Below are 25,249 nucleotides of genomic sequence, written 5' to 3'. Positions count from 1 at the left end.
GCTGCCACTCCCGCTCGAAAAACGCCCGCGGGACAGCAGGGCTGGAACGCACCCGCGGGACAGCTGGGCTGGAAGGCACCCGCGGGACGGCGGAACTCACTCATGGAATCAGCTTTCCGGGATTGAGGATCCCCGCGGGATCGACCGCGTCCTTGACCGCGCGCAGCACCCGCACCCCTAGATCGCCGATCTCGCCCGTCATCCACGCGCGGTGATCCGTGCCGACGGCGTGGTGGTGGGTGATGGTGCCCGACGCCGCCACGATGGCGTCGCCCGCCGCCGCCTTGGCCCGCAGCCACTGGTCGATCGGATCGTCGAGCTGCTTGGCCACGACGGTGAAGTAGAGCGACGCCCCGGTCGGATAGGTATGCGAGACATGGCACATGACCAGCGCCGGGGTGCCCTGCGCGGACAGCGAATCGGTCAGCGCCGCGGTGACCTTCTCCTTCAGCGCCGGGAGATTGGCCCATGTGGTCGCGGTTTCCACAGTCTCGCAGAGGATTCCGACGTCGAGGAGGGCATCGCGCAGATACGGGGCGGCGAAGCGGCCGTGTTCCCACTCCCGCGCCGGCGTCTCGCCCAGGGCGGTGCCGCCCGCGGCGGCGAGCAGGTCCGACGCCTCGGCACTGCGGGCCGCGACATGCGCCGCCGTGCCCTCGACGGTGGTGACCGCCAGGCATCCGGTCACGGGCGCCCCGCCGATATCGCCCGACCGGGCCAGATTCAGCCCGGTCTCGGCCTCGTCGGACAGCCGCAGCACGGTGGGCGCGGCGCCGGCCTGGACCACGGCACGCAGCGCCGCCGCGCCGGTCGCGAAGTCGGGGAACGACCACGCTTGGTAGGCAACGGTTTCCGGGGCCGGATGCACGCGCAGCGTCACCTCGGTGATCACGCCGAGGGCCCCCTCCGATCCGGCGAACAGCTCCCGGAGATCCGGTCCGGCGGCCGAGGCGGGGGCGCGGCCGAGGTCCAGCGTGCCGCCGGGAGTCGCGATCCGCAGCCGCTGGATCATGTCGTCGAAGCGCCCGTAGCCCGCCGACGCCTGACCCGACGACCGGGTCGCGGCGAAACCGCCGATACTGGCGAACTCGAAGCTCTGCGGGAAGTGGCCGAGCGAGAGTCCTTGCGCGGCAAGTAGTTCCTCCGCTTGCGGACCCGTCAGACCGGCGCCCAGGGTGGCGGTGGCGCTGACCGGGTCCACCTCGGTCAGGGCGTCGAGGCGTCGCAGATCCAGGGCGATCACCGTGTCGAAACGGCCGCGCGCCGGTTGCACACCGCCGACCACACTGGTGCCGCCGCCGAAGGGAACCACCGCGATGCCCGCCTCGGCGCAGTGCGACAGCAGGGCCAGGACCTGGTCGTGATCGGCGGGAAAGACGACGGCGTCGGGCGCGTCCTGCGGGCCCTCGGCGCGGCGGCGCAGCAGGTCCGGGGTGCTCTTACCGCCGGCATGCAGCAACCGGTCGCGGTGATCCACCGAGACGTGGTCCGCGCCGACCACCGCCGACAGGCCCGCGAGCCGCTCGGCCGTCAGCGCGGAGTCGCGCAGGGGCACATCGTCCTCGTCGCGGCGATCCACCGGCGCGCCGGACACCCCGAACACCTGGGTCAGCAGCGTGCGGATCTGTTCCGACAGGGGCGCATGACCTGCGGGAACACCCCAGGCGTCCCACACCATGCTCGGGCGCGGGTCCGGCTCGCCCGAACGCGGCGAAGTCGTCTCCTGTTTCGTCTCGACCATGCGTTACAGTCTGACATAGAATGTCAAGCAGTAATGAGAGGCCCGGCGGGCCCGCGCTCGGTCCCGCCTCACAACTCGGTGGTGATTCTGCAATGCACGCGCTCGACGTGACCGGCGCCGACGAACTGTCGGCGATCGACGTGGCGATCCTCGACGCGGGCCGCGCCTGTGTCGAGGAATTCGGGGTCCGTCGCACGACGCTGACGGAGGTGGCCCGCCGCGCCGGCGTCAGCCGCCCCACGGTGTACCGGCGCTGGCCCGACACCCGCTCCCTGATCGCCGAACTTCTGGTCCGGGAGATGCGCGGCATCGTCGGCCGCACGATTCCCGCGTCCGGACCGGCACGGGCCCGGCTGGTGGAGGGCGTCGTCGCCGGCGCCGCCATGCTGCGCGCGAACCCCCTGTTCACCAAGATCTTCCGCGCCGACACCGACCTGATGCTGACCTACGTCTTCGGCCGCCTCGGCCGCAACCAGCGGGAACTCATCCTGCTGTTCGCCGCCGTAATCCGCGAGGGCCAGCGCGACGGCTCGATCCGCGACGGCAACCCCGAACAACTCGCCACCATGCTCCTCCTGGTAGGCCAGTCTGCCGTCCAATCCGCCGGCACGGTCGGCGACATCCTCGACGAACAAAGCCTCGACGCCGAACTGGCGCGAGCCATCGACGGCTACCTCATCCCCGACGGCGCCGAACGCTTCGCATGACCCCGCGGGTGCGTGAGCGTTGGGAGAGGGCGGTATGGGTGATGGGAGAAATGGAATGAGCGGAGTTGGGGATTCGGCGCTGAATGCGGGGCGGCGGGGCCGGGAGTTGCGGGCGCTCGGGGACGGGGGCGAGATCGATGTGCTGGTGGTCGGAGGTGGGGTTACCGGGACGGGAGTGGCGATGGACGCGGCGGCGCGGGGGCTGCGGACCGTGCTGGTGGAGAAGCACGATCTCGCCTTCGGGACCAGCCGGTGGAGTTCCAAGCTGGTGCACGGCGGGCTGCGGTATCTGGCGAGCGGCGGGGTCGGTATCGCGCACGAGAGCGCGGTGGAACGCGATGTGCTCCTCACCACCACCGCACCACATCTGACGCGATCCATTCCGCAGGTGGTGCCGTTGCTACCCGAGGTCGGGGCGGCGCAACGAGCCCTGGTGCGGGTCGGCTTCGTGGCCGGAGACGCGTTGCGGCGCAGCGCGGGAACCCCGGCGGCGGTCCTGCCGCGCTCGCGGCGGATCGCGGCAGCCGAGGCGCTGCGTTACGCACCGACATTGCGCCGCAACGGATTACGCGGCGGACTGCTGGCCTGGGACGGCCAGCTCGTCGACGACGCCCGCCTGGTCGTCGCGATCGCGCGCACGGCCGCCGCGCACGGCGCCTCGATACTCACCCGCGTGAGCGCCGAGGAGGTGACCGCGGATTCGGCGGTGCTGCACGACCTGCTGTCCGGCGAAACCCTCACGGTCCGAGCGCGTTCGGTGATCAATGCCGCCGGCGTCTGGGCCGACCGGGTGGATCCCGGCATCGAACTGCGGCCCAGCCGCGGCGCCCACCTGGTCTTCGACGCCGCGGCGTTCGGCGGCCTCAGCGCCTCGCTGACCGTGCCGATTCCGGGCAGCACCAGCCGCTTCGTCTTCGCCTTCCCCGCCGCCCACGGCCGGGTCTACCTCGGCCTCACCGACGAGGACGCCCCCGGCCCGGTCCCGGACGAACCGGAGCCGACCGACGCGGAAATCGATTTCCTGCTCGACACCGTGAACACGGTGCTCCGGGAACCGTTGCGCCGCAGCGATATCCGCGGCCGCTTCGCGGGACTGCGACCCCTGCTGCGCACCGCGGAGGGCAGCACCGCCGACATCTCCCGCGAACACGCCGTCCTCCAGCCGCCGGGCGGCCCGATCACGGTCGTCGGCGGCAAGCTCACGACCTACCGGCAGATGGCCGAGGACGCCGTCGATGCCGCCGTGGCACGCGCCGGGCTCCCGGCGGCCCCCTGCACCACGAAGCGAATCCCGCTGGTGGGCGCGGTAACCGGCGCGGCCCGCGACCGCATCCCCGCCCCGCCCGTGCTGATCGAGCGCTACGGTTCCGAGGCCACCGCGATCCTCGACCTGACGCGCCGCGACCCGGCCCTCGCCGAACCGGTGGCGCCCGGAATCGACGTGCTCCGTGCCGAATTCGAGTACGCGGTCTCCCACGAGGGCGCCCTGGACGAGAACGACCTGCTCGACCGCCGCACCCGCCTCGGACTCGTCGCCGACGACCGCGCCGCCGCCCTCCCCGCCGCCCGTGCGGTATTCGCGGCCGGCCGGCAGTAGGGTTCGAGCCACCGATCGGTTCGCGGAGGGAGAGATATGGCCACGGTGCACAGGGAGATCGTCATCGACGCGCCGCCCGAGCGGGTCTGGGCGGTGATCTCGGATTTCGCCGAGGGCCCCACCCGGATGGCCCCCGGATTCGTCGCCGACTGCCGCGTCGACGGCCCGGACACCCGCGTGGTCACCTTCGCCAACGGCACCGTGGTGCACGAACGCCTGGTCACCGTGGACGAGGCCGCCCGCCGCTTCGTGTACTACGTCTACGACGGCACGGCCCCGATCGAGCACGACAACGCGTCGTGGCAACTGCACGCGACCGACGACGGCGGCACCCGGTTCGTCTGGTCCCGCGACCTGCTCCCGGACGCCCTGGCCGAACCCTTCGCCGCCTCGATGGACCACGGCCTGCGGGTCATCAAGAAGACGATGGAGTCCGCCTGAGCGCGCTCACTCGGAGCTGTTGCCGCCGATGCTGAATCGGACGCCGCCCGGATCCGCCACCACGGCCATGCGGCCGTACGGGGTGTTCTCCGGCTCGCGATCGATCGAACCACCCAGCTCCACAACGGTTTTCACGGCAGCGTCGACGTCTTCCGCGCCGAAGTACACCTGCCATCCGCCGGGGACTCCGGCCGGGAGGAACGCCGAGGCGTCCATCACCCCGCCGAGCATCGGGGTCTCGGCGTGGATGGTGGTGTACCGGAATTCCGGCGTATCGGCGACGGCGAACGCGTCCTTCCAGCCGAAGACCTCGGTGTAGAACTTCACCGCGTCCGCATAGGCCGGGGTGTGCAGTTCGAACCAGGAGGCGACGCCGGCGTGCTCGGTCCACGTGCCGCCACTGACGATGCCCAGCGTGCCGAAGCCGGTGTGCACGCCCGGCTGCCACACCCCGACCCCGGCCCCGCTGGGATCGGCGAGCACCGCCATGCTGCCCAGGTCGCCGACGGGCATCGGGTCGAGGATCACCCGGCCGCCGTGCGCGGTCGCGGCGTCGACCGTGGCACGGATATCGGGACTGGCGAGGTAGACGGTCCACTGGTCGGGCGCGCCGTCCGCGCCGTCGTTGCCCATACCGCCCGCCACGGCGTTGCCGTCCTTGCGGAAGGTGATGTAGCCGCCGTGGTCCGCGGAGCGCTCCGCGGTCCAGCCGAACAGCCGGCCGTAGAACTCGATCGCGCGGTCGGGGTCGGAGGTGTACAGCTCGGCCCAGCACGGGTCGCCGGGCTTGAAGGTGTAGGCCATGATTTCTCCTGGGATAGGTGTATCGCCTGCTCACCACCTCTGACGGCGTCCGGCGGGGAAATTCGTCGGTCTTCGGCGGAGATTTCGGCCGCCGCCCGCGATCTCGCCGCCGATCCGTGGCCGCGTGGTGGATCCCGGCCCTTGACCTAAACATAGATTCAGGTTCGAGGATGGGGTCATGACCACGAGAACGGCACTCATCACAGGAGCCTCCGCCGGATTCGGGCGGGCGGTGGCCCTGGCCCTGTCCGACCGCGGCTGGGATCTGATCCTCACCGCCCGCACCCTCGAACCCCTCGTCCGGGTCCGCGACGCCACCGGGGCGATAGCGGTCGCGGGCGACGTCGCCGACCCCGCGCACCGCCGCAGCCTGGCCACCGTCGTCGGCGATACCGCGCGGCTGGACCTGGTCCTCAACAACGCCAGCGCGCTGGGCCCGAGCCCGATGCCGCCGCTGGCCGACTACCCCGCCGCCGAACTCGCGTCCGTCCTGAACACCAATGTTGTTGCGCCGCTGGCGATCCTGCAACTGGCGCTGCCGAAGCTGCGCGCCTCCGAGGGCATCGCGGTGAACATCAGCTCCGATGCCGCCGTGCACGCGTACGAGGGCTGGGGCGGCTACGGCGCGTCCAAGGCGGCCCTCGACCACCTCACCGCGATCTTCGCCGCCGAACACCCCGATCTGCGCGTCTACAGCTTCGACCCGGGCGATATGCGCACCGCCATGCACCAGGCCGCCTTCCCGGGCGAGGACATCTCCGACCGCCCCGAGCCGGAAACCATCGCCCCGGCCCTCCTCCACCTCCTCGACACCCGCCCGCCAAGCGGCCGCTATATCGCCTCCGACTTAGCGGTACCTCGGTGAGGACCACCGCCCAACCGTGGCGACATCACCACGACCCCGGCCGTCTCACCGTGACGACCACCCGACCCTGACGAAAAGAGGTACGGCGCAATGACTGTGGCGCTGCACGACTTCATCGTTCCCGCGGAACGCGCGGCTACCGGACCGCCCGAGGCGCGTGGCACCGCCCGCGACGGGGTGCGGATGCTGGTGGCCGACCGGGGAACCCTCACGCATGCGCGATTCCGGGAGTTGCCGCGGTTCCTGCGGGCAGGCGACCTCGTGGTGGTGAACAACTCCGCGACGCTGGCCGCCGCCGTCGACGCCCGCTATCGCGACCGCCCCGCCGTCCTGCACTTCGCGACCGCATTGGACGACGGCGGCTGGGTGGTGGAACTCCGCGCACCCGAAGGCGTCCCGTTCACCGCCGCCGACCCGGAACCGGGCACGCACATCCACCTTCCCGGCGCGACGGCCGTCCTCCGCGCGCCGTGGCTGCCACCCGCCCGCAGGCTGTGGATCGCCGATATCGATACCGGGGTGCCCCGTCTGCTGGCCCGGCACGGCCGCCCGATCACGTATTCCTATGTGGCGCAGCGCTGGTCGCTGGACTACTACCGGACGGTCTTCGGCCGCGAACCCGGCAGCGCCGAAATGCCGAGCGCCGGACGACCATTCACCGACCGGCTGGTGACCGACCTGGTGGCCGCCGGAATCCAGCTCGCCCCGATCACCCTGCACACGGGAGTCTCCTCCCCCGAGACCGGCGAACCACCGAGCCCCGAACGCTTCCGAGTGCCGGACAATACGGCGCGCCTGGTGAATTCGACGCACGCCGCCGGCGGCCGGGTGATCGCCGTCGGCACCACGGTCACCCGCGCCCTGGAATCGGCCACCGACGCCACCGGCCACACCCGACCGGCCTCCGGCTGGACGGAACTGGTCCTCGGCGCCGGCCACCCCACGCGGGCCGTCGACGGCCTGATCACCGGCTGGCACGAGCCCGGCGCCTCGCACCTGCGTCTGCTCGAGGCTGTGGCCGGGGCGGACACGGTGCGCGCCGCCTACCGCGCCGCCCTCGACACCGGATACCTGTGGCACGAGTTCGGGGATACGGCCCTGCTGTTCCACTCCGACTAGTGGGTAGCGTTTGTGAACTGACCGGCGTACGCTCCTCCCATGACCGAGTGGCAGCCCACCGCGTGCATCCTCTGCGAGTGCAATTGCGGCATTCAGGTCCTGGTCGGGGCCGACGGCCGATCCTTCGAGAAGATCCGCGGCGACAAGCTGCATCCGGCGTCGGCGGGGTACACCTGCAACAAGGCGCTGCAACTGGACCACTACCAGAACGGGCGCACCGGCCGCCTGACCGCGCCGCTGCGCCGCCGCCCCGACGGCACCTTCGAGGAAATCGACTGGGACACCGCCATTTCCGAGATCTCCGAGCGGCTCACGCGCATCGGCGACGAGCACGGCGGCGAGTCGATCTTCTACTACGGCGGCGGTGGGCAGGGTAACCATCTGGGCGGCTCCTACGCTCCGGCCACCATGGCCGCCTACGGCATGCGCTACCGCTCGAGCGCCCTGGCACAGGAGAAGACGGGTGACTTCTGGGTCGGCGCACGCATGGCCGGTCATCCGGTGCGCGCCGATATCGAGCACGCCGAGGTCGCGTTGTTCGTCGGCAAGAATCCCTATCAGTCGCACGGCTTTCCGCGCGCCCGGTCGGTACTCAAGGAGATCGCCCGGGATCCGGACAGGTCCATCATCGTGCTCGATCCGGTACGCACCGAGACCGCGGAACTGGCCGACTACCACCTGCAATTGCGCCCGGGGACCGACGTCTACCTGCTCACCGCGATGGCGGCGATCCTCGTGCGCGAGGACCTCCTGGCACAGGACTGGCTCGCCGCACACGCCGACGGCCTCGACGAGGTACTGACGGTGCTGCGCGCTGTCCCGATCGAGAAGTACTGCGCCATAGCCGATGTCGACCTCGATCTGGTGACCGCCGCGACCCGGCGCATCGCCCGCGCGGAGTCGGTGGCCGCGCTGGAGGATCTCGGCGTCCAGATGAATCGCTACTCCACGGTGGTCAGCTACGTCGAGAAACTGGTGTGGCTGCTCACCGGAAATCTCGGCAAACCCGGTACCCAGTACGCCTTTTCGGGTCTGGCCGCGATCGGGCACGACCGCGGCCACCCCGCCGATTCCGGACCGCGCAGCCCCGTGGCCGGCGCCCGCATCGTCAGCGGTCTGGTGCCGTGCAACGTGATCAGCGAGGAAATCCTCACCGACCATCCGAATCGCTACCGCGCCATGCTCGTCGAGAGCGCCAATCCCGCGCATTCACTGGCAGATTCGGCGCGGATGCGCGAGGCGCTGGACGCTTTGGATCTGGTGGTCGTGATCGATGTGGCCATGACCGAGACCGCGCGGCTGGCCGATTACGTGCTCCCGGCGCCGACCCAGTTCGAGAAGTACGAGGCGACGTTCTTCAATTTCGAGTTCCCGCGCAACGTCTTCCACCTGCGCCACCCCGTCCTCCCGGCCCCGGCGGGCGTGCTGCCGGAACCGGAGATCCACGCCCGGCTGGTCGAGGCCTCGGGCGCGGTGACCGAGGACGACTACGCGCCGCTGCGCGCGGCCCTCGCCGAGAGCCGCGAGGCCTTCGCCATGGCATTCCTCGGCCTGCTCGCCGACCGGCGCAAGGCCAAACTCGCACCGGTGCTGCTGTATCGGACGCTGGGCCCCACACTTCCCGACGGCGCGGATGCGGCCGCGATGCTCTGGGCGGCTGCCTACAACTGCGCCCGCAAGAACCCCGAGGGCGTCGAACGCGCCGGGTACGGAACGGGACTGGAGGCGGGCGAGCGCCTGTTCGAGGCGATCCTCACCGGCACGCACGGCGTGGTCATCACCGACGACGACGTCGACGAGACCTGGAAACGCCTGCGCGACGGCCGGGTTCAGCTGCACATCCCCGAACTGCTGGCGGTGGTGGCGACGCTGCCGGAGCCGGAACCGGAACAGGAGTGGCCCTACGTCCTGGCCGCCGGGGAGCGCCGCGCCTTCACCGCCAACACGATCATGCGCGATCCGGTCTGGCGTAAGCGCGACGGCGGCGGCGCACTGCGCATCAGCACCGCCGACGCGCAGCGCCTCGGCCTCGCCGCCGGTGACCGGGTCCGCGTCACCACCCGCCGCGGCAGCACCGAGGTCCCCGTCGAACCCACCGATCGCATGCGCGCCGGTCACCTGTCCCTGCCCAACGGCCTGGGGCTCACCGTCCTCGACGCCGACGGTTCCGTACTGACCAGCGGGGCCGCACCGAACGAGCTGACCGAGTACGACTCCCGCGACGAGTGGGTCGGCACCCCGTGGCACAAGTACGTGCCGGCCCGGATCGATACTGTCGACGCATGAAGCGGACCGCCTTTTCCACCTGGCCCTGTTCGGTCGCCCGTACCGTCGACCTGATCGGCGACTGGTGGACTCCCCTGGTGCTGCGCGAGGCCTATTACGGCACAACGCGTTTCGATGATTTCGAGCGGGTACTGGGCCTGAGCCGCAACGTCCTCACCCAGCGGCTGACCCGGCTGGTCGAGGAGGACATGCTGGAGCGCGTCCGGTACCAGGACCGCCCGGCCCGCTACGAGTACCGCCTCACCGAGAAGGGGCGCGATTTCTTCCCGGTCCTGCTGGCGATCATGCGCTGGGGCGACCGCTGGGTCGCGCCCGAGGCGGGGCCGCCGGTCGTCCTCCACCACGACACCTGTGACCACGACACCCACGCCGATGTGGTCTGCGCCCACTGCCGCGAACCCCTGCGCCACGGCGAGGTGTCGTCCCACCTGGGCCCGGGGTTCCCCGACCGGCATCGTGAAAATGCTTTGGCGACGGGACGATTCACGTCCTGACAACCACCGGCTAGTCCTCCTGCGCCTCCAGCTTCGGCACCAGGCGCTCCAGCATGCCCTCGAGTAACCGCTCCTCGTCCGGGGTGAGTTCGGCGAGGGCCTTGTAGGCGCGGACCTGTGAACCGCGGATCCGCGCGGCCAGGTCCCGGCCCTCGTCGGTCGCGGCGAGGTATTTCACCCGGCGGTCCGACGGGTTCACCGTGCGCCGGACCAGCCCGCGCGATTCCATGCGATCCGCGACACCGGTGAGGTTGGACGGGTCACAGGCCAGGCGGCCGGCGAGAACCCGCATCGGCAGTTCGTCCGGGGGTTCGTTCAGGGCCAGGAGCAGCTTCGCCTGCGTCAGTGTGAGCCCGTGGTCCTCGGCCGCGGTGAGGAAATCGTGCAGGTAGGCGGACACGAATCGCGAGATCAGCAATGCGAGCGCGCTGTTCGTTGTGTCCGGGCTCATAGCGCAGATTCTACCTCCACGATTGACAACCGATATCGTTGAATCCTTAGATGCTTGAAGACTTCAAATATATCCATGTTCAAGCTTCTGGAGGTGTCCGTGACGGAGCGCAAGGGCTCGCTGCTGACCGGCGTCCTGGCATTCGCGGCGATGATCGTGACGGTGATGCAGACCCAGGCCGTGCCGATCCTGGGCCTGATCGCGACCGACCTGGGCGTGTCGACGACGTCGGTGAGCTGGGTGACGACCGCGACGCTGCTGTCGGCGGCGGTGTGCACGCCGCTGCTCGGCCGCATCGGGGATCTGTACGGCAAGAAGCCGACGCTGCTGGCCGTGCTGGTGGTGGCCGCGGTCGGCTCGGCGGTGTCGGCGCTGGCCACGTCGCTGAGCGTGCTACTGGTCGGCCGGACGCTGCAGGGCGTCGCGACGGCGATCTTCCCGCTCGCGCTGGCGATGCTGCGGGAGGAGATTCCCGCCGCGCGCCTGCACCACGCCATGGCGATCGTGAGCGGCACGCTCGGCTTCGGCGGCGGTCTCGGGCTGGTGGCCACGGGACTGCTGACCCGGGGCAGCGATCCGAACTACCACGTGGTGTTCTGGTTCACCGCCGCGCTGGCCGTGCTGGCGCTGATCGCCGCGGTGGTCGCGGTGCCCGCCACGGGAAAGCGGCACCCGGGCAGCGTGGACCTGCCCGGCGCGGTCACGCTCGGCGGTTTCCTGGTGCTGTTGCTGCTGCCGATTTCGCAAGGGCACGAATGGGGTTGGACGTCGGCCGCGACGCTGGGCTGCCTGGCCACCTCCGCCGTCCTGGCCGTGCTCTGGGTGATCACCGAGCGGCGGGTGCCCGCGCCGCTGGTGGACCTGCGGATGTTCACCCATCGCCCGGTGCTGTTCACCAACCTGGCCGGGATGTTCGTCGGGTTCTCGATGTTCCTGCTGTTCATGGGGTTGTCGTATCTGGCCCAGATGCCCCGGCATCTCGCCGGATACGGCTTCGAGGCGTCGATCCTGCGCGCCTCGGTGGAATACCTGCTGCCCACCGCGCTGGCATCGATGGTCGCCGCGCCGATCGGCGGAATCCTGGTCGGGCGCCTGGGCGGCCGTCTCGTGCTGGCTCTGGCCGGCGTGGTCGGTGTCGCCGGATTCGCCTGGCTGGCCCTCGCCCACGACGCGACCGCCTCGGTCATCTGGGCCGGCGTGATCGTCGGCGTCTCGATCAGCCTCGCCTACGCCGCCATGCCCGCCCTCATCGCGGCCGCGGTCCCCCACCACCAGAGCGGCATCGCCAACGGCATCAACTCCATCTCCCGCACGGTCGGCAGCTCCCTCGGCAGCGCCATCATCACCACCCTCCTGACCGCGAAACTCCTCCCCCACCTCCCCCTCCCCGCCGAATCCCAATTCACCATCGCCTTCTGGGTAGGCGCAACCGCCTGCGCCGCAACAACTCTCGCCGCCCTGACCGGCCTCCGCCCCGACCCCCTCCCCACCCCCGAACCAAACCCCTCCACCCTGGCCACAGCAAGCTGATCAAGCGTCCACGAGAACCGTTGGGCACCAACACAATCAACTTGTCGGTGCCCGCCGCTACCCTTCGCTCCTCGACGTATATTAAAGGCCGTACTCCCGCAGGCGGCCCGGGATGTCTTGGAGAAGCTCATGACCGCTGGCACGTACGAGTACAAGAGTGAATTCGCACGCCGCTACTTCAATCGCGGTCAAGCGAAGGGCGCAGCTGAGGGCGAGGCAAAGGCGCTGCTGAAGATTCTTCGGCATCGGTTCGATGTTCCCGACACCATCGCCGATCGGGTCATGGAGTGCACCGACACCCAGCAACTGGATGCTTGGACAGATCGGGCGCTCGATGCGGAGACGCTCGACGAGGTGTTCGGCAAGTAGGCCCGTCAGTACGGGAGGGGCTTGTTCTCTCGGGCCCAGGTCTTTTCGGCTTCCGTGCCTGGGCCGGGTGGGATGAGGCCGGCGATCATCCAGAGGTCTCGGGGGGATTCGTGGGTGTGGAATTCCCAGTGGAGGCCGCGGTCTCGGGTGTAGGGGGTCATGATCGAGTCGAGTTTGCGGGTCGAGCGGGTGCGGAGGTCGGGGTCGTCGAGGTGGCGGGCGAGGTGTTCGACGACTATGCGGACCGTGTCGCGGGTGGGTTCGCCGCCTACGAAGAACGAGGTCTCGGGGACCTCGATGAACAGGACGACGACGTAGAACGCGGGTAGTCCGACGCCGGTGTAGAACTCGGTGATGTCCCGGGCGAAGTCCTGTTTGTCCTTGTCGGAGTACGTGTTCGGCGGATGGTGGATGTGCCACAGCGGCATCGGGGGATCCTTTCGGCGTGCGTGAAACGAGAAACGGGGTCAGCGGGCGATCGGAATCGTGAGCCCCTCCACGGGCCCGCTCAGCGCCGCCTTCACCTGCCTTGTGACGTCGTCGACGAGTACCTCACTGTCGCCTCGCTCGAGACCATCGAAGACCGCCGCTGCGACCTGAGTGGGATCGATCTTGTCGACGTCGAGACGCCGGACCATATCGGTATCGGCGAACCCTAGATGTACCCCGATCACCTGCGTGTGCTGCGCCGCCAGCTCCAGCCGCAGCGTATTGGTGAGCGACCAGAACGCGGCCTTGGACGCCCCGTAGGCCGCCGCCCCCGCACCCCACGACAACACCGAATGAATGTCGACCAGCGCGCCGCCGCCGTTGGCCGCCAGAATCGGCGCGAACGCCTGGGCCATCCGCAACGGGCCGAAGACGTTCGTCTCGAAAGTGGCGACGACATCGGACATTTCGGCCCGCAGCAGGGGAGCCGGATGCAGCACACCCGCATTGTTGACGACGATCTCCACATCCCGCGCCCGCTCGGCCGCGGCCGCGACGGAGCCGGGATCGGTGACGTCCAGGGTGAGCCATTCGACGCGCGGATCCGTACCCGGCTCCGGCCGCCGCGCGGTCGCGTAGACCTTGGCCGCACCACGTCGCAGCAGTTCCTCGACGAATGCCTGCCCGAGCCCGCGCCCACCACCGGTGACCAGCGCGACCGAACCTTCGATTCCGGTCATATCCCTGTCCTCTCCGCCGTTCGACGATTTTTAGATTATGCTCATCATCTAACGAGATGCGCAAGACTGGAACCGCCGATCGCGTGCCATCGGGGGCGCGCGACGGCTCGACGGAAGGGGATCATGTGCCGCGAACGTCCCGAGCACAGGCGGAGTCACACCGCAGAGAGGTCCTGGACGCGGCGGCCGCGCAGGTGCGCGAACGCGGGACCGGCGCGGTGACCGTGCCGGAGGTGATGGCCGCGGCCGGACTCACCCACGGCGGCTTCTACCGGCACTTCCGATCCAAGGAAGACCTTGTGGCACAGGCGTGTACGGCCGCCTACGTCGAGAAGATCCGCGAGATGGAGCAGATCCGCGCGGACAGCCCGGACGGCCCCGCGGCCCGGCGGACCTTCATCGAGCGCTACCTGTCGCCCGCACATCGCGACGCGGCCGGGCAGGGATGCGGTATCGCCGCCCTCGCCGGTGACGTCGCGCGCACCGACGCCGAAAGCCCCCTGCGCCACGCCTACCTCGACGGCATCCGCACCATGCTCGGCAAACTCGCCGAATTCGGCGACCACCCCGCCGCCGACGACCCCGAGGTCCTGCTCGAACTGTCCGTCATGGCAGGCGCCCTGATGCTCTCCCGGGCCAGCGCGGATGACGCCCTGTCGGGCCGAATCCTCGACGCCGCCATGGACTTTCTGCTCAGGGGCGGGATCCCGGCCAAAAGCGTGCCGGGAAAGGAATAGTCGCACGCCGCGCAAGCGAGCAACCACACGCCCACGCCAGCGAGCAACCACACGCCGGGATGAGGGCAGCCACACGCCGGTTTATGGAGTGGTGGCACACCGGGACCAGGGCGGTGGGCCGACCGGCGGGCCTAATCCTCGCTGCGGAGGCCGAGTTCCTTTTCGGCGTGTAGCAGGGCCAGGACGTCGAAGCCGGAGTGGAGCATCTCGTCCACGCCGATGTCGGCGGAGCGGTGGTGTAGGTAGGTGAGGGCCTCGAGGGCGGTGTCGCTGCCGGCTACGCGCAGTGCTTCCGCGCGGGTGACCGGGCCCTCGCCGCAGTTCTGGTGGATCACGTAGGCGTAGAGGGTGTGGCGGACGTCCTGCTGGATCTCCGTCGCCTTCAGGTACGCGTTGATCTCGGCGGCGGCGGCGCTGTTGGACCCGTCGGCCTCCACGATGGTGGCCGTGTAGGTGTAGTCCTCCTCCGACCGGGTCCAGCGCGCGCCGGTCAGGTGGGCGGTCTCGAACCCCACGTCGGCGAGCCGCTCGGCGATCTGTAGGGGGTCCTCGGACAGCAGATAGCCGGGCGCCGGCTCATCGAGTCCGGCGTGCTGCGGGTACGCCTCGTAGACGACCTTGATCACCCGGCAACCTTAGCCCTACCTATCCAGCGCCCACAGGCGGCCACCGACTATCGCTGACCAGCGCATCAGCTGTCTGTGACCGCCCGACGCAGCTACCCGTTCCCCGCGACCATCCCCGGCACGCGGGTCCGGAAGTCCAGGACGCCCACCCACTCGGGCCGCAAGGCGATGCGCGCCATCCTGGTCTCGGGGTGAGCGGCGCCCGCGACATAGGCCGCGCCGCCCTCCTCGCCGAGAAAACGGCGGGCCGCCTCGGCCTGTTCCGGCACCATCCCCTCGACCTCGGTGATGGTGACCCGGCCGCGCAGTTGCAGCACGTCGGGCGGCTGCGGCTCCGAATCGATCGACACCGCGACGTCCGGCCGCGCGCGCAGGGCGGCCAGCCGTGCGGCCGGCTTCATCATGCCCATCGGCGGGCAGTAGATGTAGGTCGACATGACGAGTTCCGACCCCGTCCACACATGCCAGCTGGGCACGATGCGCGGCGTGCCGTCGGCGGCGGTGTAGGCCAGCCGCGCCGGAATCGTCGAGCGCAGCAGGCGCTGGGCGATCTCGGTGTCCAGCAGCCGAACATCTCCCTGCGGGTAGTCCATGGCATCTCCTTCGTCGTGGTCCGGAGATACAGACGAGAGACCCCGCCGGGATTCATCGGCCCGGCGCTAGCCTCCGAAGACGGCGCAGCTGTAGCCCAGATGCGCGCCCGTGCCGACGGGCAGCACCAGATTCGCGACGGGACGTTCGGCGGGCTGGCCGTCCTGCACCGCGGTGAGCGTGTGCGAACCCTGAGTGGCGGGCACCCACTGGGTCAGGGCGGTGGCGCCGGAGGGGCGGATGCGGCCGATCGGGGCTCCGTTGTCGAAGAACGTGACCGGTGCGGAGGGATCGTCGACGACCGCCCGCAGGGTGTAGTTGCAGCCGGTGCCGTAGTTGGTCGCGACACCGACCGACATATCGGGAGTGGCGGCCACCTGGGTCACCGCCGCCTCGGCGCTCTGCGGCGCCGCCAGGGTGAATCCGGCCGCGGCGATCGCGCCGGCGGCGATCATGCCGGCCCGTCCGGCCGTGCGGTGGGTCGTCCGACTCGTGGAGATCATCTGCATCGTTCCTCGTCGTGCCGGACGCACCCCGCGCCCGGCGTGCGGTCCGTTCGCTGCGCGGTCCCCGGCACCCTACCGCGTAGTCTCTGTTACCTGGGACGGTTTCGGCCGCGCTCCCGCAGCCCGTCCCCGGGTCGATCGACGATGACGTCGCGAGCAGGAGGACGATAAGGTCATGCACCGCAAGGCGCCGACACAGGACATCGACGAAACCGAACTCACCGTGACGCCGCCCAAACACGAGGCGGCCGGTCTGACGGCGGTGGCGGTCGCGCTGGAACGCGGCGTCGAGGAGATGGGCCTCTTGCGCACCGGCCGCACCCTCGCCCGGCTCAACCAGCGCGACGGCTTCGACTGCCCCAGCTGCGCGTGGCCGGATCCGACCGGAACCCGCCGCGTCGCGGAATTCTGCGAGAACGGGGCCAAGGCGGTCGCCGAGGAGGCCACACTCCGCACGGTCACGCCCGAATTCTTCGCCGCCCATCCGATCTCCGAGCTGGAGGGCGCGACGGGCTACTGGCTCGGCCAGCAGGGCCGCATCACCGAGCCGATGGTGCTGCGCCCGGGCGACACCCACTACTCCCCCATCTCCTGGGACGACGCCTACCGCCTGATCGCGGAGGCGCTGCGCGGCCTGTCCGGACCGGACGAGGCGGTCTTCTACACCTCCGGCCGCACCGCCAACGAGACGGCGTTCCTCTACCAGCTACTGGCCCGCTCGTTCGGCACCAACAACCTGCCGGACTGCTCGAATATGTGCCACGAATCCTCCGGCGCGGCGCTGACCAGCTCGATCGGCATCGGCAAGGGCTCGGTGACCATCGACGACTTCCCGCGGGCGGATCTGATTCTCATCGCCGGGCAGAATCCGGGCACCAACCATCCGCGCATGCTCAGCTCCCTGCAGCACGCGAAGAAGCACGGCGCCCGGATCGTCGCGATCAACCCGCTGCCGGAGGCCGGACTGCTCGGCTTCCGCGACCCGCAGACGGTGAAGGGCTACACCACCGGCATCCGCATCGCGGACGACTTCCTGCAGATTCGCCTCGGCGGCGATATGGCCCTGTTCCAGGGCCTGGGCAAGCTGCTGCTGGAGGCCGAGGACCGCGCTCCCGGCACCGTCGTGGACCGCGCCTTCATCGACGCACACACCGCCGGGTTCGAGGACTACGAAAAGCAGCTGCGCGCAGTGGATCTCGCGACCGTCGCGGAGGCGACCGGCCTGACCCGCGCCGAACTGGAACACACCGCGCGGCTGCTCGCCGACTCGAAGGCGACCATCATGTGCTGGGCCATGGGCCTGACCCAGCAGCGCTATGGCGTGCCCACCATCGAGGAGGCCACCAACCTGCTGCTGATGCGGGGCATGATCGGTAAGCCGGGCGCGGGGGTGTGCCCGGTGCGCGGCCACTCCAACGTGCAGGGCGACCGGACCATGGGCATCTGGGAGCAGATGCCCGAAACGTTCCTGGCCGCACTGGATTCCGAATTCGGCATCACCTCCCCGCGCGAACACGGCTGGGACACCGTCGATTCCATCCGCGCGCTGCGCGACGGCCGGGCGAAGGTGTTCTTCGCCATGGGCGGCAACTTCGTCTCCGCCACCCCCGACACCGAGGTCACCGAGGCGGCCCTGCGCGCCTGCGAGCTGACCGTGCACGTGTCGACGAAACTCAACCGCAGCCACGTCGTCCACGGCCGCACCGCGCTCATCCTGCCCACTCTCGGCCGCACCGACGAGGACCTGACCCCCGAAGGCGCCAAACAGCGTGTCTCGGTGGAGGATTCGATGTCGATGGTGCACCTGTCGGTCGGGCGGCTGAAGCCGGTGAGCCCGCACCTGCGCAGCGAGGTCACCATCGTCTGCGAACTCGCCCGCGAACTGCTCGGCCCCGACCACCCGGTGCCGTGGGGGGAGTTCCGGCGGGACTACGACCGCATCCGCGACGCCATCGCCCGCGTCGTCCCCGGCTGCGCCGACTACAACGCGAAGGTGCGGCAGCGCAACGGCTTCCAGCTCCCGCACCCGCCGCGCGACACCCGCGAATTCCGCACCGCGACCGGTAAGGCCAATTTCGCGGTCAACGAGATGCGCTGGCTGCCGGTGCCCGAGGGCCGCCTGATCCTGCAGACGCTGCGCAGTCACGACCAGTACAACACCACCATCTACGGCCTCGACGACCGCTACCGCGGCATCCGCGACGGCCGGAAGGTGGTGCTGGTCAACCCCGAGGACATCACCGCGCTCGGATTCGCCGACGGCGATCTGGTCGACGTGGTCTCGGAGTGGATCGACGGCATCGAGCGCCGCGTCACGGGCTTCCGCCTGGTCGGCTACTCCACCCCGCGCGGGAACGCCGCCGCCTACTATCCGGAGACCAATCCCCTGGTCCCCTTGGACCACGTCGCCGAACGCTCCAATACGCCCGTCTCCAAGGCGGTCACGATCCGGCTCGAACGCCACTCGGGAGACTGAGGGCGGGGGTCGTGGCCGGACGTCCGGCGCCGAAGCCCATCGCCACTTGCAGCACGGTCAGCAGGGCCAGGACGGTCAGCGCCGCCGTCCAGCCTCCGAGTGCGCCGTGCAGCAGGCCCAAGAGCAGCGGACCCACCGCGGCGACCAGATAGCCGATGCCCTGCGCCATACCCGCCAGTGCCGCGGCCTCCGCCTCACCCGCGGCCCGCTCGCTCTGGAAGGACAGGGCCAGCATCAGGCAGACACCGGCGCCGAGACCGACCGCCACCACGGCCACCGGGGCCAGCCGCGGCGCGAGGGCCAGCAGGAGAAATCCGCCCGCGTCCAGCACCGACGCCGCCGCGGCGAGCAGGCGCGGGTCGGCCCGCGCGCGACGCAGCAGCACCGGTACGCCGTTGAGCGCGAGCAGGCCGAGCACCTGGAATCCGAAGAGATAGAAACCGGCGTCGCGCGCGGAGATCCCGTTGTCGCGCAAGATACTCGGCAGCCAGGAGATCGTCGCGTAGAAGCCGAGCGACTGCAGCCCCATGAAGAGGCTGACCTGCCAGGCCAGCGGCGACCGCCACGGGATCCGGACGCGCGCGGGCGGCTCGGCCACCGCAACCGGCTCGGCCACCACGACCGGCTCGGCCACCGCGCCCGGCTCGGCCACCGCGCCCGGCCGTCGCAACCACCACACTGTGGCCGCTACGGCGGCGGGCAGCGCCCAGCCGGCCAGGACGGTGCGCCAGCCGCCGGGCACGTGCTCGGACAGCGGTACCGCGGTCCCCGAGGCCGTCGCCGCGGCCGCCGTCATCGCCGTGACGTAGGCCGCGGTCACCCCCGCGATCCGGCCGCCGGATACGCTGCCGCGCACCAGCGCCGGCAGCAGTACATTCGCCACCGCCACGGCCGCGGAGAGGACGATCGTCCCGGCGAACAGCAGCGGCAGACCCGGAGCGGAGCGGATCAGCAGTCCCGCAACCAGTCCCGCCATAGCCGGCGCAACCAGCCGCGCCGCCCCGTGCCGCAGCGCCCGGGCGACCAGCGGCGACAGCACCGCGAACACCACCAGCGGCAGTGCCGTGAGCACCCCGCCCCACGCCGACGACAGCCCCGTCTCCGCCGATACGGCAGGCAGCAGCGCCCCGACCCCGGTCAGGGCCGCCCGCAGGTTCACCCCGACCAGGACGACCGCGACCACGATGCCGAGAGCGGACCCGCGCTCCCGGCCGTCCAGGACGGCGGTCATCGCTCCGGCGCGCCCCGGCCGCCGAAGGTCATCCGCCGGATCAGCCTGTCGCGCAACACGAGTGCGTGGAACAGCACCGCGCAGATGTGTGCGGTGAACGCGGCCAGCAGCGCGTAGGCAAGCACGCTGTGCACCGTGCGCAGCGCCGCGTACAGGCCCGCGCCGGTGGGCACGATCGCGGGCAGGCGGACGCCGCCGAGGAGATGGATCGGGATGCCCGAGGCCGAGACCAGGCACCAGCCGACGATCGGCTGCGCGAGAAACAGTGCGTACATGAGGATTTCGGACCCGTTGGCCAGCAACCGTTCCGGGCGGCTGAGCGGATCGGCCTGCCGCGGCGGACCCTGCCGCAGCCGGTTGACGATCCGGATGACGGCCAGCACCAGAATCACTATGCCCAGCGTCTTGTGGATACTCAGCAGCCGCCCGTAGTTGCCCAGCGATCCGACCATCGAGCCGCCGACGAAGATCATCGCCACGATCGCGACGGCCATGAGCCAGTGCAGGATTCGCGCCGTCACCCCGAAGCGGGTGGTGTCGGCCACTTGTTCGCGCAGCGTCATCGCGCCCCCTCCGCACCGACCGCGCCCGCGCCGCCGTTCTCCCCGGCCCGGCGGCGGAACGATTCCGCGTAGGACGCCGACCGCGCCTGCAACAGCGGGTCGTCCGAGGGCGCGATGCCGTTGGGCAGCACCAGCGGGTCGAAGTTCACCCGCTGGACGTTGTCCGAGGATTCGGTGCGGATGCCGTCGACCACGACCGTCCCCACCGGTATGCGGCGACGGTCGGCGGGCCACTGTTTGGTCGCATCGTGTGTCGGGTCGCCCGGCTCGCCGATGACCAGCACCATCGTCCAGCGCAACGGGCCGTTCGCGACCTCGGATACCAGCGGATCGAACAGGGCCCCGGGCGGATTCGCGGGCGCGGTGGCCTCGGGCTCCAGCTGCCAGCGCACCGGCACCGTATGCCCGTCGCCGTTGGTGCACCGGAACGCGTTGAGCCCGAAGAAAGCCGAGCTGCCGAAGGTCGGCGCGGGCGCCTGGCTGCCGATGATCTCCAGCGCGGCGGCGGTGGCCGGATGGGTGGCGACGTGCTGTTTCATTCGCTCCGGATCGGGTTTGCCCGTTGCCGGATCCGGTGCGAATGCCAGTGTGCGCGTGTAGAAGTCGTCGGGAGTGGCATCGAGGAACACCGGGATGTTGATCAGCGCCAGCCGCCACTGCTCGCCGCCGGGCAGGAACAGTTGCAGCCCGAACCCGCGCGGGGCCATCATGTCGTCGGGCATGTGCGGATTGCCGCCGCCGAGCGAGAACCGCCCGTCCAGCCGGTAGCGCCCGGCCCGGAACACCGAGGCGCGGCACACCTCCGCGCCGTTGCCGTTGCTCTCGAAATAGCCCGACACCGCAACGCCTTTGGCGTGGTTGCGGCGATACCCCGGGAACCGTCCCCCCGCGGTGGCCTCCAGCCTGTCGACCATGCGGCGGGCGGTGAGCCGCCACGGTCCCACTCTGTCCTCGCTGAACAGGAATCCGCCGATGCCGGCGATGCCGACACCGGCAACGGCGGCCGCGCCCAGCAGGGTGCGGCGGTTCAGCGACGGGCCTCGGCCCTCGGTCATGAGTTCCCCTCCTTCTCGAACGTCATATCCCCTGCTCCTCGGCTCTGCCGGGGTCACGGCGGCCCCATCGACCAGAGCTGTTGCGCCCATTCGGCATCCACGCCCGGCTTCTCGAGGAGCATCAGGTCCGTCGCGGGCGCCGTGGCGGTCGCGGATGCGATGCGGATATCGATGACGTAGGGCCGGCCGTCCTCGATGATCTTGAATCCTCGCTCGACGGCCTCACGCAGCTTGCGCCCGTCGGTGACCACCTCGCCGTCGATATCGAATGTCGCCGCGATCCGCGCGAAGTCCTGGCTGGGCGCGCCCAGCTTCAGATACCAGGCGTCGTGCGAGGGCTGCCAGTCGTAGAGTTTCTCGATGTTCCGCAGGCCGGTCATCAGCGTCTTGTACTCGTGATTGTTGAGCACCAGATACAGCACCGGCAGGTCGAATTTCCGCGTGGTCCACCAGGAATTGGTGTGGAACAGCGCCGATCCGTCGCCCACGACGGTCACCACGTGCCGCTCGCGCCCCACCGCCAGCGCGATGCCGATCGACGCGGGCAGCGAGAAGCCCAGGGCCCCACCGGACGTGCAGAAGTAGGCGTCGGGATGGTCGTACTGGATGGCCTTCTGGACGGCGGGCAGCACGGCGAAGTCCTCGTTCACGATCGTGACCGGTTTAGCCAGCGTCTGCTGCACCTCCCCGACGATCATGGGCACCTGGTAGTCGGGAATGGGTGTGCCCGCGGCTCCCGGGAATTCGGCCGCCGACGCCGCGAATCCCGCGTCGCGCCGGACATCCAGTTCCTGGATCGCCGCGTTGCGCGCCGCCGCCGTGCCCGCGTCGTAGTCGGCGTGCTCGGCGACGGCCTGGATCATTGCGGGCAGCGTCGCCGCGAGATCGCCCAGCAGCCCGACCTCGGCGTAGTGGTTCTTGCCGATCTCCCACGGGTCGTTGTGCAGGATCACCTGGGTCAGGTGCGCGGGCAGGATGGGACCGTTCGCCCACTTGAACACCAGGATCTGTGCCTGGGAGCTGACGCCGATCTGGAAGAGCGTGTCGAAGTCGCCCAGTTGTTTGTGCACGCCCTCCTGGGTCGGCATCAGCTCGCCCTGCCAGTGCGGCAGGTTGTTCGGATAGTTCATCCGGCTGGCCTGGTTCTCCGAGTACACCGCCGCCCCGAGCAGATACGCCAGCCGCTCGATCTCGGGCCAGGCCCGCGCCTCGCCCACGCCGTCGCCGACGAGCAGGACCGGATTCTTCGCCCGCGCGAGGGTTTCCGCCGCCGCGGCGACGCCCTTCGGATCACCGCTCACCCCGTGGGCGATGCGGGTGAACCGTCCGGTGTCGGGCATGGTGGGCCGCTGCAGCAGGATGTCCCACGGGATGGACAGGAAGACCGGGCGCAGCGGCGGCACCGTCAGCTCCTTGAACGCGCGCTGCAGCGCCACCGGCAGCTCGTCGATATCGCGGACCTCGTGTGCCCACTTGGTGTACTGACCGGCCGTGCGCACCAGGTCCGAGGCCAGGATCGGCTCCTGGATCAGCAGGTCGCTGTGCTGCTGCCCGCACAGCACCAGGACCGGGATATTGGAGCGGTACGCGTTGAACAGGTTGTCGATGATGTTGGCTGTGCCGGGCGTGATGTGCACGATCGCGAGGCCGGGCCGGCCGGACATCCGGGCGTAGCCCATCGCCGCGCCCACGGCGATGTTCTCGTGCAGGCACGGCACGTAGGAGACCTCGTTCTCCGGCAGGGTGGTGCCGTCGATGAGCGGAATCTCGTGCGTACCGGGCACTCCGAACGCGTAGTCGATCCCGGCCGCGCGCACGTAGTCGAAGATGAGGTCGCGGCCGAGCTTGGTGGCGGGTTTCTGCATGGTCCTTCTTCGGGTCGGAATCGGTGTCAGCGGCCGGTCCACCGCGGTGCGCGTTTCTCCACGAACGCGCGGGGCCCCTCCTCGGCGTCAGCGGAGCGGAACCTGGCTGTCTCCCAGTGGTATTCGCGGGCGAACGCGTCCGCCAGCGGGTCGGTGATCGATTCGGCGGCGGCCTGTTTGATGGCGCGCACGGACAGCGGCGCGCACGCCAGGACGTCGGCGATCCACCGGTCCACGCAGGAATCCAGGTCCTCCGGCGACACGACCTCGTTGACCAGCCCGAGTTCGGCGGCGCGTGTCGCGGACATCCGGCGGCCGGTCAGCAGGTGGCCCATCGCGACGCGGTATGGCGCCTGCCGGGGCAGCCGGAAGACGCCGCCGGCCCCGGGGATCAGGCCGAGTCTCGCCTCGGTGAGCCCGAATTCGGCGTCCTCCGCGGCGACCACGATGTCGCAGGCGAGGGCCAGTTCGAACCCGCCGCCGAGCGCGTAGCCCCGCACCTTCGCGATGAGGGGCTTCGGGAAGGAGAACCGCTCGGTGATGCGGGGGAAGCCCGGCTTGCCCGCACTGCCGAACGACGACCGCGCGGTCCCGGCGTCGATCCGGTCGACCAGTTCCTTCAGGTCCTGGCCGACCGAGAACGCGCGCGGGCCGCGGCCGCTCAGAACCACGGCCCAGATCTCGTCGTCGGCCTCGATGTCGTCCCACACCCGCGCGAGTTCGGCGTGCATGCGCAGGTTCATCGCGTTGAGCACCTCGGGGCGCGCCAGTTCGACGGTCGCCACGTGGCCGTCCTTGCGGTACCCGACCGTGGACAGGCCGATCATCGGCCCGCCCCGGCGCTGAACCGGCTCACCTTGGCCAGCACGTCGGCCCCATAGCAGCGCAGCGCCTGCTGGTACGCGAATTCCGCCAGGTAGCAGCGGAATACGTCCTGCGGTTCCTCCGCGGCGACCAGCATGTGCTTGTTGGCCACCACCGCGTCGGCGGCGAGACGCTCGGCCGCCCTGTCGATCTCGGCGTCCATCTCGGCGGGTTCGACAACCGTGTCGAAGACCAGCCGGGCCGCGGGTTCGGTCGCGTGCACCCGGCGACCCCAGAGGATGACGTCCCGCGACAGCCGATGATCCGTTCCCCTGCCGAGGCGGAGATTCGCGGCTCCCGGAACGATCCCCTCCTGTGCCGCCGGGAGACTGAAATAGCTGTCGGCAGCGGCGATCACGCGGTCGAACACCAGCAGCAACTGAGCGCCGCCGCCGATGGCGAACGAGTCCACGCCCGCCACCCACGGTTTGGTCACCGGCACCGGCGAATCCCCCGACAGGCCCCGCAGGATCTTCGCGATGTACCCGGTCTCGCGGCCGAGGATGAAATCGACGAACGAGATCTTGCCCGCGTGCAGATGGGCCAGGTTGATTCCGGCGCTGAACACGCGGCGGCCGCGATAGCGCGGGTGATCCATGACGCCGCCGCGCACCACGCCGACCCGCGTCCGCGGATCGAGCAGCACCAGGTCCACGGCCGTCTCCATATCGGCGACGTGCCGATTGTCCTCGGCGTTGAGGCAGTGGGTATTGGTGACGGTGAGGGTGGACGTCGTGCCCACCCTGGTCAGCGTCACCGCGGGCAGGACGGCCGAGCCGGTCGCCGCGAACCGGTCGGCCAGTTCGAGCGCGCGGCGGGTGGGTGCGCGCATGGCGTCCAGCAGGTGGTTACCCGTCACCGGGTCGGCGAAGACGGCGGCGAAGAAGATGCCCTGATCGATCTCCCACCCCTCCTTCTCCGCCTGCGGCCGCTCGGCATCGGCGGCCAGCAGATCGGCCGGTGGCAGCAGGCCCGGAAACAGATCTGTTGCGGCAGCGGACAATTCGGCCAGACGCAGTGAGTGGCGCAGGTCGTCGGTGGCGGCGCGATACACCGCGGGCGCGTGACGGCGCAGGAACTCACGCCGCCGGCGGCGCAGCGCGCGGTGCCCGGCCGCGGCGCGGGCCGCCGCGGCCTCGTCCCGCCGCGGCACCGGGCCCAG

Annotated in this window: 25 protein-coding genes; 11 read left to right on the top strand and 14 right to left on the bottom strand. The window is 70.2% G+C overall.

All coding sequences use genetic code 11. The features are described 5' to 3' along the window. Positions 1 to 100: 100 nt before the first annotated feature. Positions 101 to 1,741, bottom strand: coding sequence for an FAD-binding oxidoreductase (locus ON41_RS09940; protein WP_051161184.1), 1,641 nt, complete (start codon positions 1,739 to 1,741; stop codon positions 101 to 103). A 92-nt stretch (positions 1,742 to 1,833) separates the two neighbouring features. Here ON41_RS09940 and ON41_RS09935 point away from each other — a divergent pair, with 92 nt between their 5' ends. The 3 genes from ON41_RS09935 to ON41_RS09925 are packed head-to-tail and all read left to right on the top strand — an operon-like array spanning position 1,834 to position 4,486. After that, positions 1,834 to 2,448 carry a TetR/AcrR family transcriptional regulator gene (locus ON41_RS09935; RefSeq protein ID WP_083905249.1) on the top strand — a complete coding sequence of 205 codons (615 nt, stop codon included), beginning with the start codon at positions 1,834 to 1,836 and terminating at the stop codon, positions 2,446 to 2,448. A 55-nt stretch (positions 2,449 to 2,503) separates the two neighbouring features. Further along, positions 2,504 to 4,045, top strand: a complete 1,542-nt coding sequence (locus ON41_RS09930; RefSeq protein WP_040747084.1) for a glycerol-3-phosphate dehydrogenase/oxidase — start codon at positions 2,504 to 2,506, stop codon at positions 4,043 to 4,045. Positions 4,046 to 4,081: 36 nt separating this feature from the next. Continuing rightward, positions 4,082 to 4,486: an SRPBCC family protein gene (locus tag ON41_RS09925; RefSeq protein WP_040747082.1), complete on the top strand. Its 405-nt coding sequence runs from the start codon at positions 4,082 to 4,084 to the stop codon at positions 4,484 to 4,486. 6 nt (positions 4,487 to 4,492) lie between these two features. Here ON41_RS09925 and ON41_RS09920 read toward each other — a convergent pair whose 3' ends face one another. Then, on the bottom strand, positions 4,493 to 5,290 hold the full coding sequence (locus ON41_RS09920; protein WP_174411316.1) for a VOC family protein: 798 nt from the start codon (positions 5,288 to 5,290) through the stop codon (positions 4,493 to 4,495). 178 nt (positions 5,291 to 5,468) lie between these two features. On the opposite strand from ON41_RS09920, the gene ON41_RS09915 reads away from it, so the two are divergent. The 4 genes from ON41_RS09915 to ON41_RS09900 all read left to right on the top strand — a co-directional run bounded on the left by ON41_RS09915 (position 5,469) and on the right by ON41_RS09900 (position 10,054). Continuing rightward, positions 5,469 to 6,155: an SDR family NAD(P)-dependent oxidoreductase gene (locus ON41_RS09915; RefSeq protein WP_040747079.1), complete on the top strand. Its 687-nt coding sequence runs from the start codon at positions 5,469 to 5,471 to the stop codon at positions 6,153 to 6,155. A gap of 90 nt (positions 6,156 to 6,245) precedes the next feature. Then, a complete protein-coding gene (locus ON41_RS09910) occupies positions 6,246 to 7,274 on the top strand; it encodes an S-adenosylmethionine:tRNA ribosyltransferase-isomerase (protein ID WP_040747078.1) in 1,029 nt (342 codons plus the stop codon). 39 nt (positions 7,275 to 7,313) lie between these two features. After that, a complete protein-coding gene (locus ON41_RS09905; RefSeq protein ID WP_040747076.1) occupies positions 7,314 to 9,560 on the top strand; it encodes a molybdopterin-dependent oxidoreductase in 2,247 nt (748 codons plus the stop codon). Beyond that, a complete protein-coding gene (locus tag ON41_RS09900; RefSeq protein WP_040747074.1) occupies positions 9,557 to 10,054 on the top strand; it encodes a winged helix-turn-helix transcriptional regulator in 498 nt (165 codons plus the stop codon). Before ON41_RS09905 ends, ON41_RS09900 begins: the two co-directional genes overlap by 4 nt. A gap of 10 nt (positions 10,055 to 10,064) precedes the next feature. Here ON41_RS09900 and ON41_RS09895 read toward each other — a convergent pair whose 3' ends face one another. Further along, the gene (locus ON41_RS09895; RefSeq protein ID WP_040747073.1) at positions 10,065 to 10,505 is read right to left on the bottom strand and encodes a MarR family winged helix-turn-helix transcriptional regulator; all 441 of its coding nucleotides are present in this window, start codon (positions 10,503 to 10,505) and stop codon (positions 10,065 to 10,067) included. A gap of 75 nt (positions 10,506 to 10,580) precedes the next feature. Here ON41_RS09895 and ON41_RS09890 point away from each other — a divergent pair, with 75 nt between their 5' ends. Then, positions 10,581 to 12,035 carry an MFS transporter gene (locus ON41_RS09890; protein ID WP_040747071.1) on the top strand — a complete coding sequence of 485 codons (1,455 nt, stop codon included), beginning with the start codon at positions 10,581 to 10,583 and terminating at the stop codon, positions 12,033 to 12,035. Positions 12,036 to 12,164: 129 nt separating this feature from the next. Further along, the gene (locus tag ON41_RS09885) at positions 12,165 to 12,404 is read left to right on the top strand and encodes a hypothetical protein (RefSeq protein ID WP_157185416.1); all 240 of its coding nucleotides are present in this window, start codon (positions 12,165 to 12,167) and stop codon (positions 12,402 to 12,404) included. Positions 12,405 to 12,409: 5 nt separating this feature from the next. Here ON41_RS09885 and ON41_RS09880 read toward each other — a convergent pair whose 3' ends face one another. After that, positions 12,410 to 12,832, bottom strand: coding sequence for a tautomerase family protein (locus tag ON41_RS09880; protein ID WP_040747069.1), 423 nt, complete (start codon positions 12,830 to 12,832; stop codon positions 12,410 to 12,412). A 39-nt stretch (positions 12,833 to 12,871) separates the two neighbouring features. Further along, positions 12,872 to 13,573, bottom strand: a complete 702-nt coding sequence (locus ON41_RS09875) for an SDR family oxidoreductase (protein ID WP_040747068.1) — start codon at positions 13,571 to 13,573, stop codon at positions 12,872 to 12,874. Between the two features lie 125 nt (positions 13,574 to 13,698). Here ON41_RS09875 and ON41_RS09870 point away from each other — a divergent pair, with 125 nt between their 5' ends. Next, a complete protein-coding gene (locus tag ON41_RS09870; RefSeq protein ID WP_040747222.1) occupies positions 13,699 to 14,310 on the top strand; it encodes a TetR/AcrR family transcriptional regulator in 612 nt (203 codons plus the stop codon). A 131-nt stretch (positions 14,311 to 14,441) separates the two neighbouring features. Here ON41_RS09870 and ON41_RS09865 read toward each other — a convergent pair whose 3' ends face one another. From ON41_RS09865 to ON41_RS38875, 3 genes are all read right to left on the bottom strand, one after another. After that, positions 14,442 to 14,936: a hypothetical protein gene (locus ON41_RS09865; protein WP_040747067.1), complete on the bottom strand. Its 495-nt coding sequence runs from the start codon at positions 14,934 to 14,936 to the stop codon at positions 14,442 to 14,444. Between the two features lie 92 nt (positions 14,937 to 15,028). Beyond that, entirely contained in the window at positions 15,029 to 15,529 is a 501-nt protein-coding gene (locus ON41_RS09860; protein ID WP_040747065.1) for a pyridoxamine 5'-phosphate oxidase family protein, read from the bottom strand. Positions 15,530 to 15,595: 66 nt separating this feature from the next. Further along, on the bottom strand, positions 15,596 to 16,030 hold the full coding sequence (locus ON41_RS38875; protein ID WP_051161182.1) for a hypothetical protein: 435 nt from the start codon (positions 16,028 to 16,030) through the stop codon (positions 15,596 to 15,598). Between the two features lie 178 nt (positions 16,031 to 16,208). On the opposite strand from ON41_RS38875, the gene ON41_RS09850 reads away from it, so the two are divergent. Continuing rightward, positions 16,209 to 18,509: an FdhF/YdeP family oxidoreductase gene (locus tag ON41_RS09850; RefSeq protein WP_040747064.1), complete on the top strand. Its 2,301-nt coding sequence runs from the start codon at positions 16,209 to 16,211 to the stop codon at positions 18,507 to 18,509. On the opposite strand, the gene ON41_RS09845 is transcribed toward ON41_RS09850, so the two are convergent. The 6 genes from ON41_RS09845 to dpgC all read right to left on the bottom strand — a co-directional run. Next, positions 18,475 to 19,740, bottom strand: a complete 1,266-nt coding sequence (locus tag ON41_RS09845) for an MFS transporter (RefSeq protein ID WP_051161181.1) — start codon at positions 19,738 to 19,740, stop codon at positions 18,475 to 18,477. The genes ON41_RS09850 and ON41_RS09845 overlap by 35 nt on opposite strands. Next, a complete protein-coding gene (locus ON41_RS09840) occupies positions 19,737 to 20,285 on the bottom strand; it encodes a cytochrome b (protein WP_373281335.1) in 549 nt (182 codons plus the stop codon). Before ON41_RS09840 ends, ON41_RS09845 begins: the two co-directional genes overlap by 4 nt. Positions 20,286 to 20,299: 14 nt before the next feature. Beyond that, positions 20,300 to 21,358, bottom strand: coding sequence for a catalase family peroxidase (locus tag ON41_RS09835; protein ID WP_040747060.1), 1,059 nt, complete (start codon positions 21,356 to 21,358; stop codon positions 20,300 to 20,302). Positions 21,359 to 21,411: 53 nt separating this feature from the next. Then, on the bottom strand, positions 21,412 to 23,223 hold the full coding sequence (locus tag ON41_RS09830) for a thiamine pyrophosphate-binding protein (protein WP_040747058.1): 1,812 nt from the start codon (positions 23,221 to 23,223) through the stop codon (positions 21,412 to 21,414). A gap of 26 nt (positions 23,224 to 23,249) precedes the next feature. Beyond that, a complete protein-coding gene (gene dpgD, locus ON41_RS09825; protein ID WP_040747056.1) occupies positions 23,250 to 24,050 on the bottom strand; it encodes an enoyl-CoA-hydratase DpgD in 801 nt (266 codons plus the stop codon). Beyond that, the coding region (gene dpgC / locus ON41_RS09820; RefSeq protein WP_051161180.1) for a (3,5-dihydroxyphenyl)acetyl-CoA 1,2-dioxygenase DpgC at positions 24,047 to 25,249 on the bottom strand (1,203 nt) is incomplete at its 5' end. The genes dpgC and dpgD, both read right to left, overlap by 4 nt.

It is taken from the genome of Nocardia transvalensis NBRC 15921 (assembly GCF_000308875.1).
GTDB lineage: Bacteria > Actinomycetota > Actinomycetes > Mycobacteriales > Mycobacteriaceae > Nocardia > Nocardia transvalensis.
Note: the sequence above shows the minus strand (reverse complement) of the source record. Positions and strands in the feature narration are given on the sequence as shown.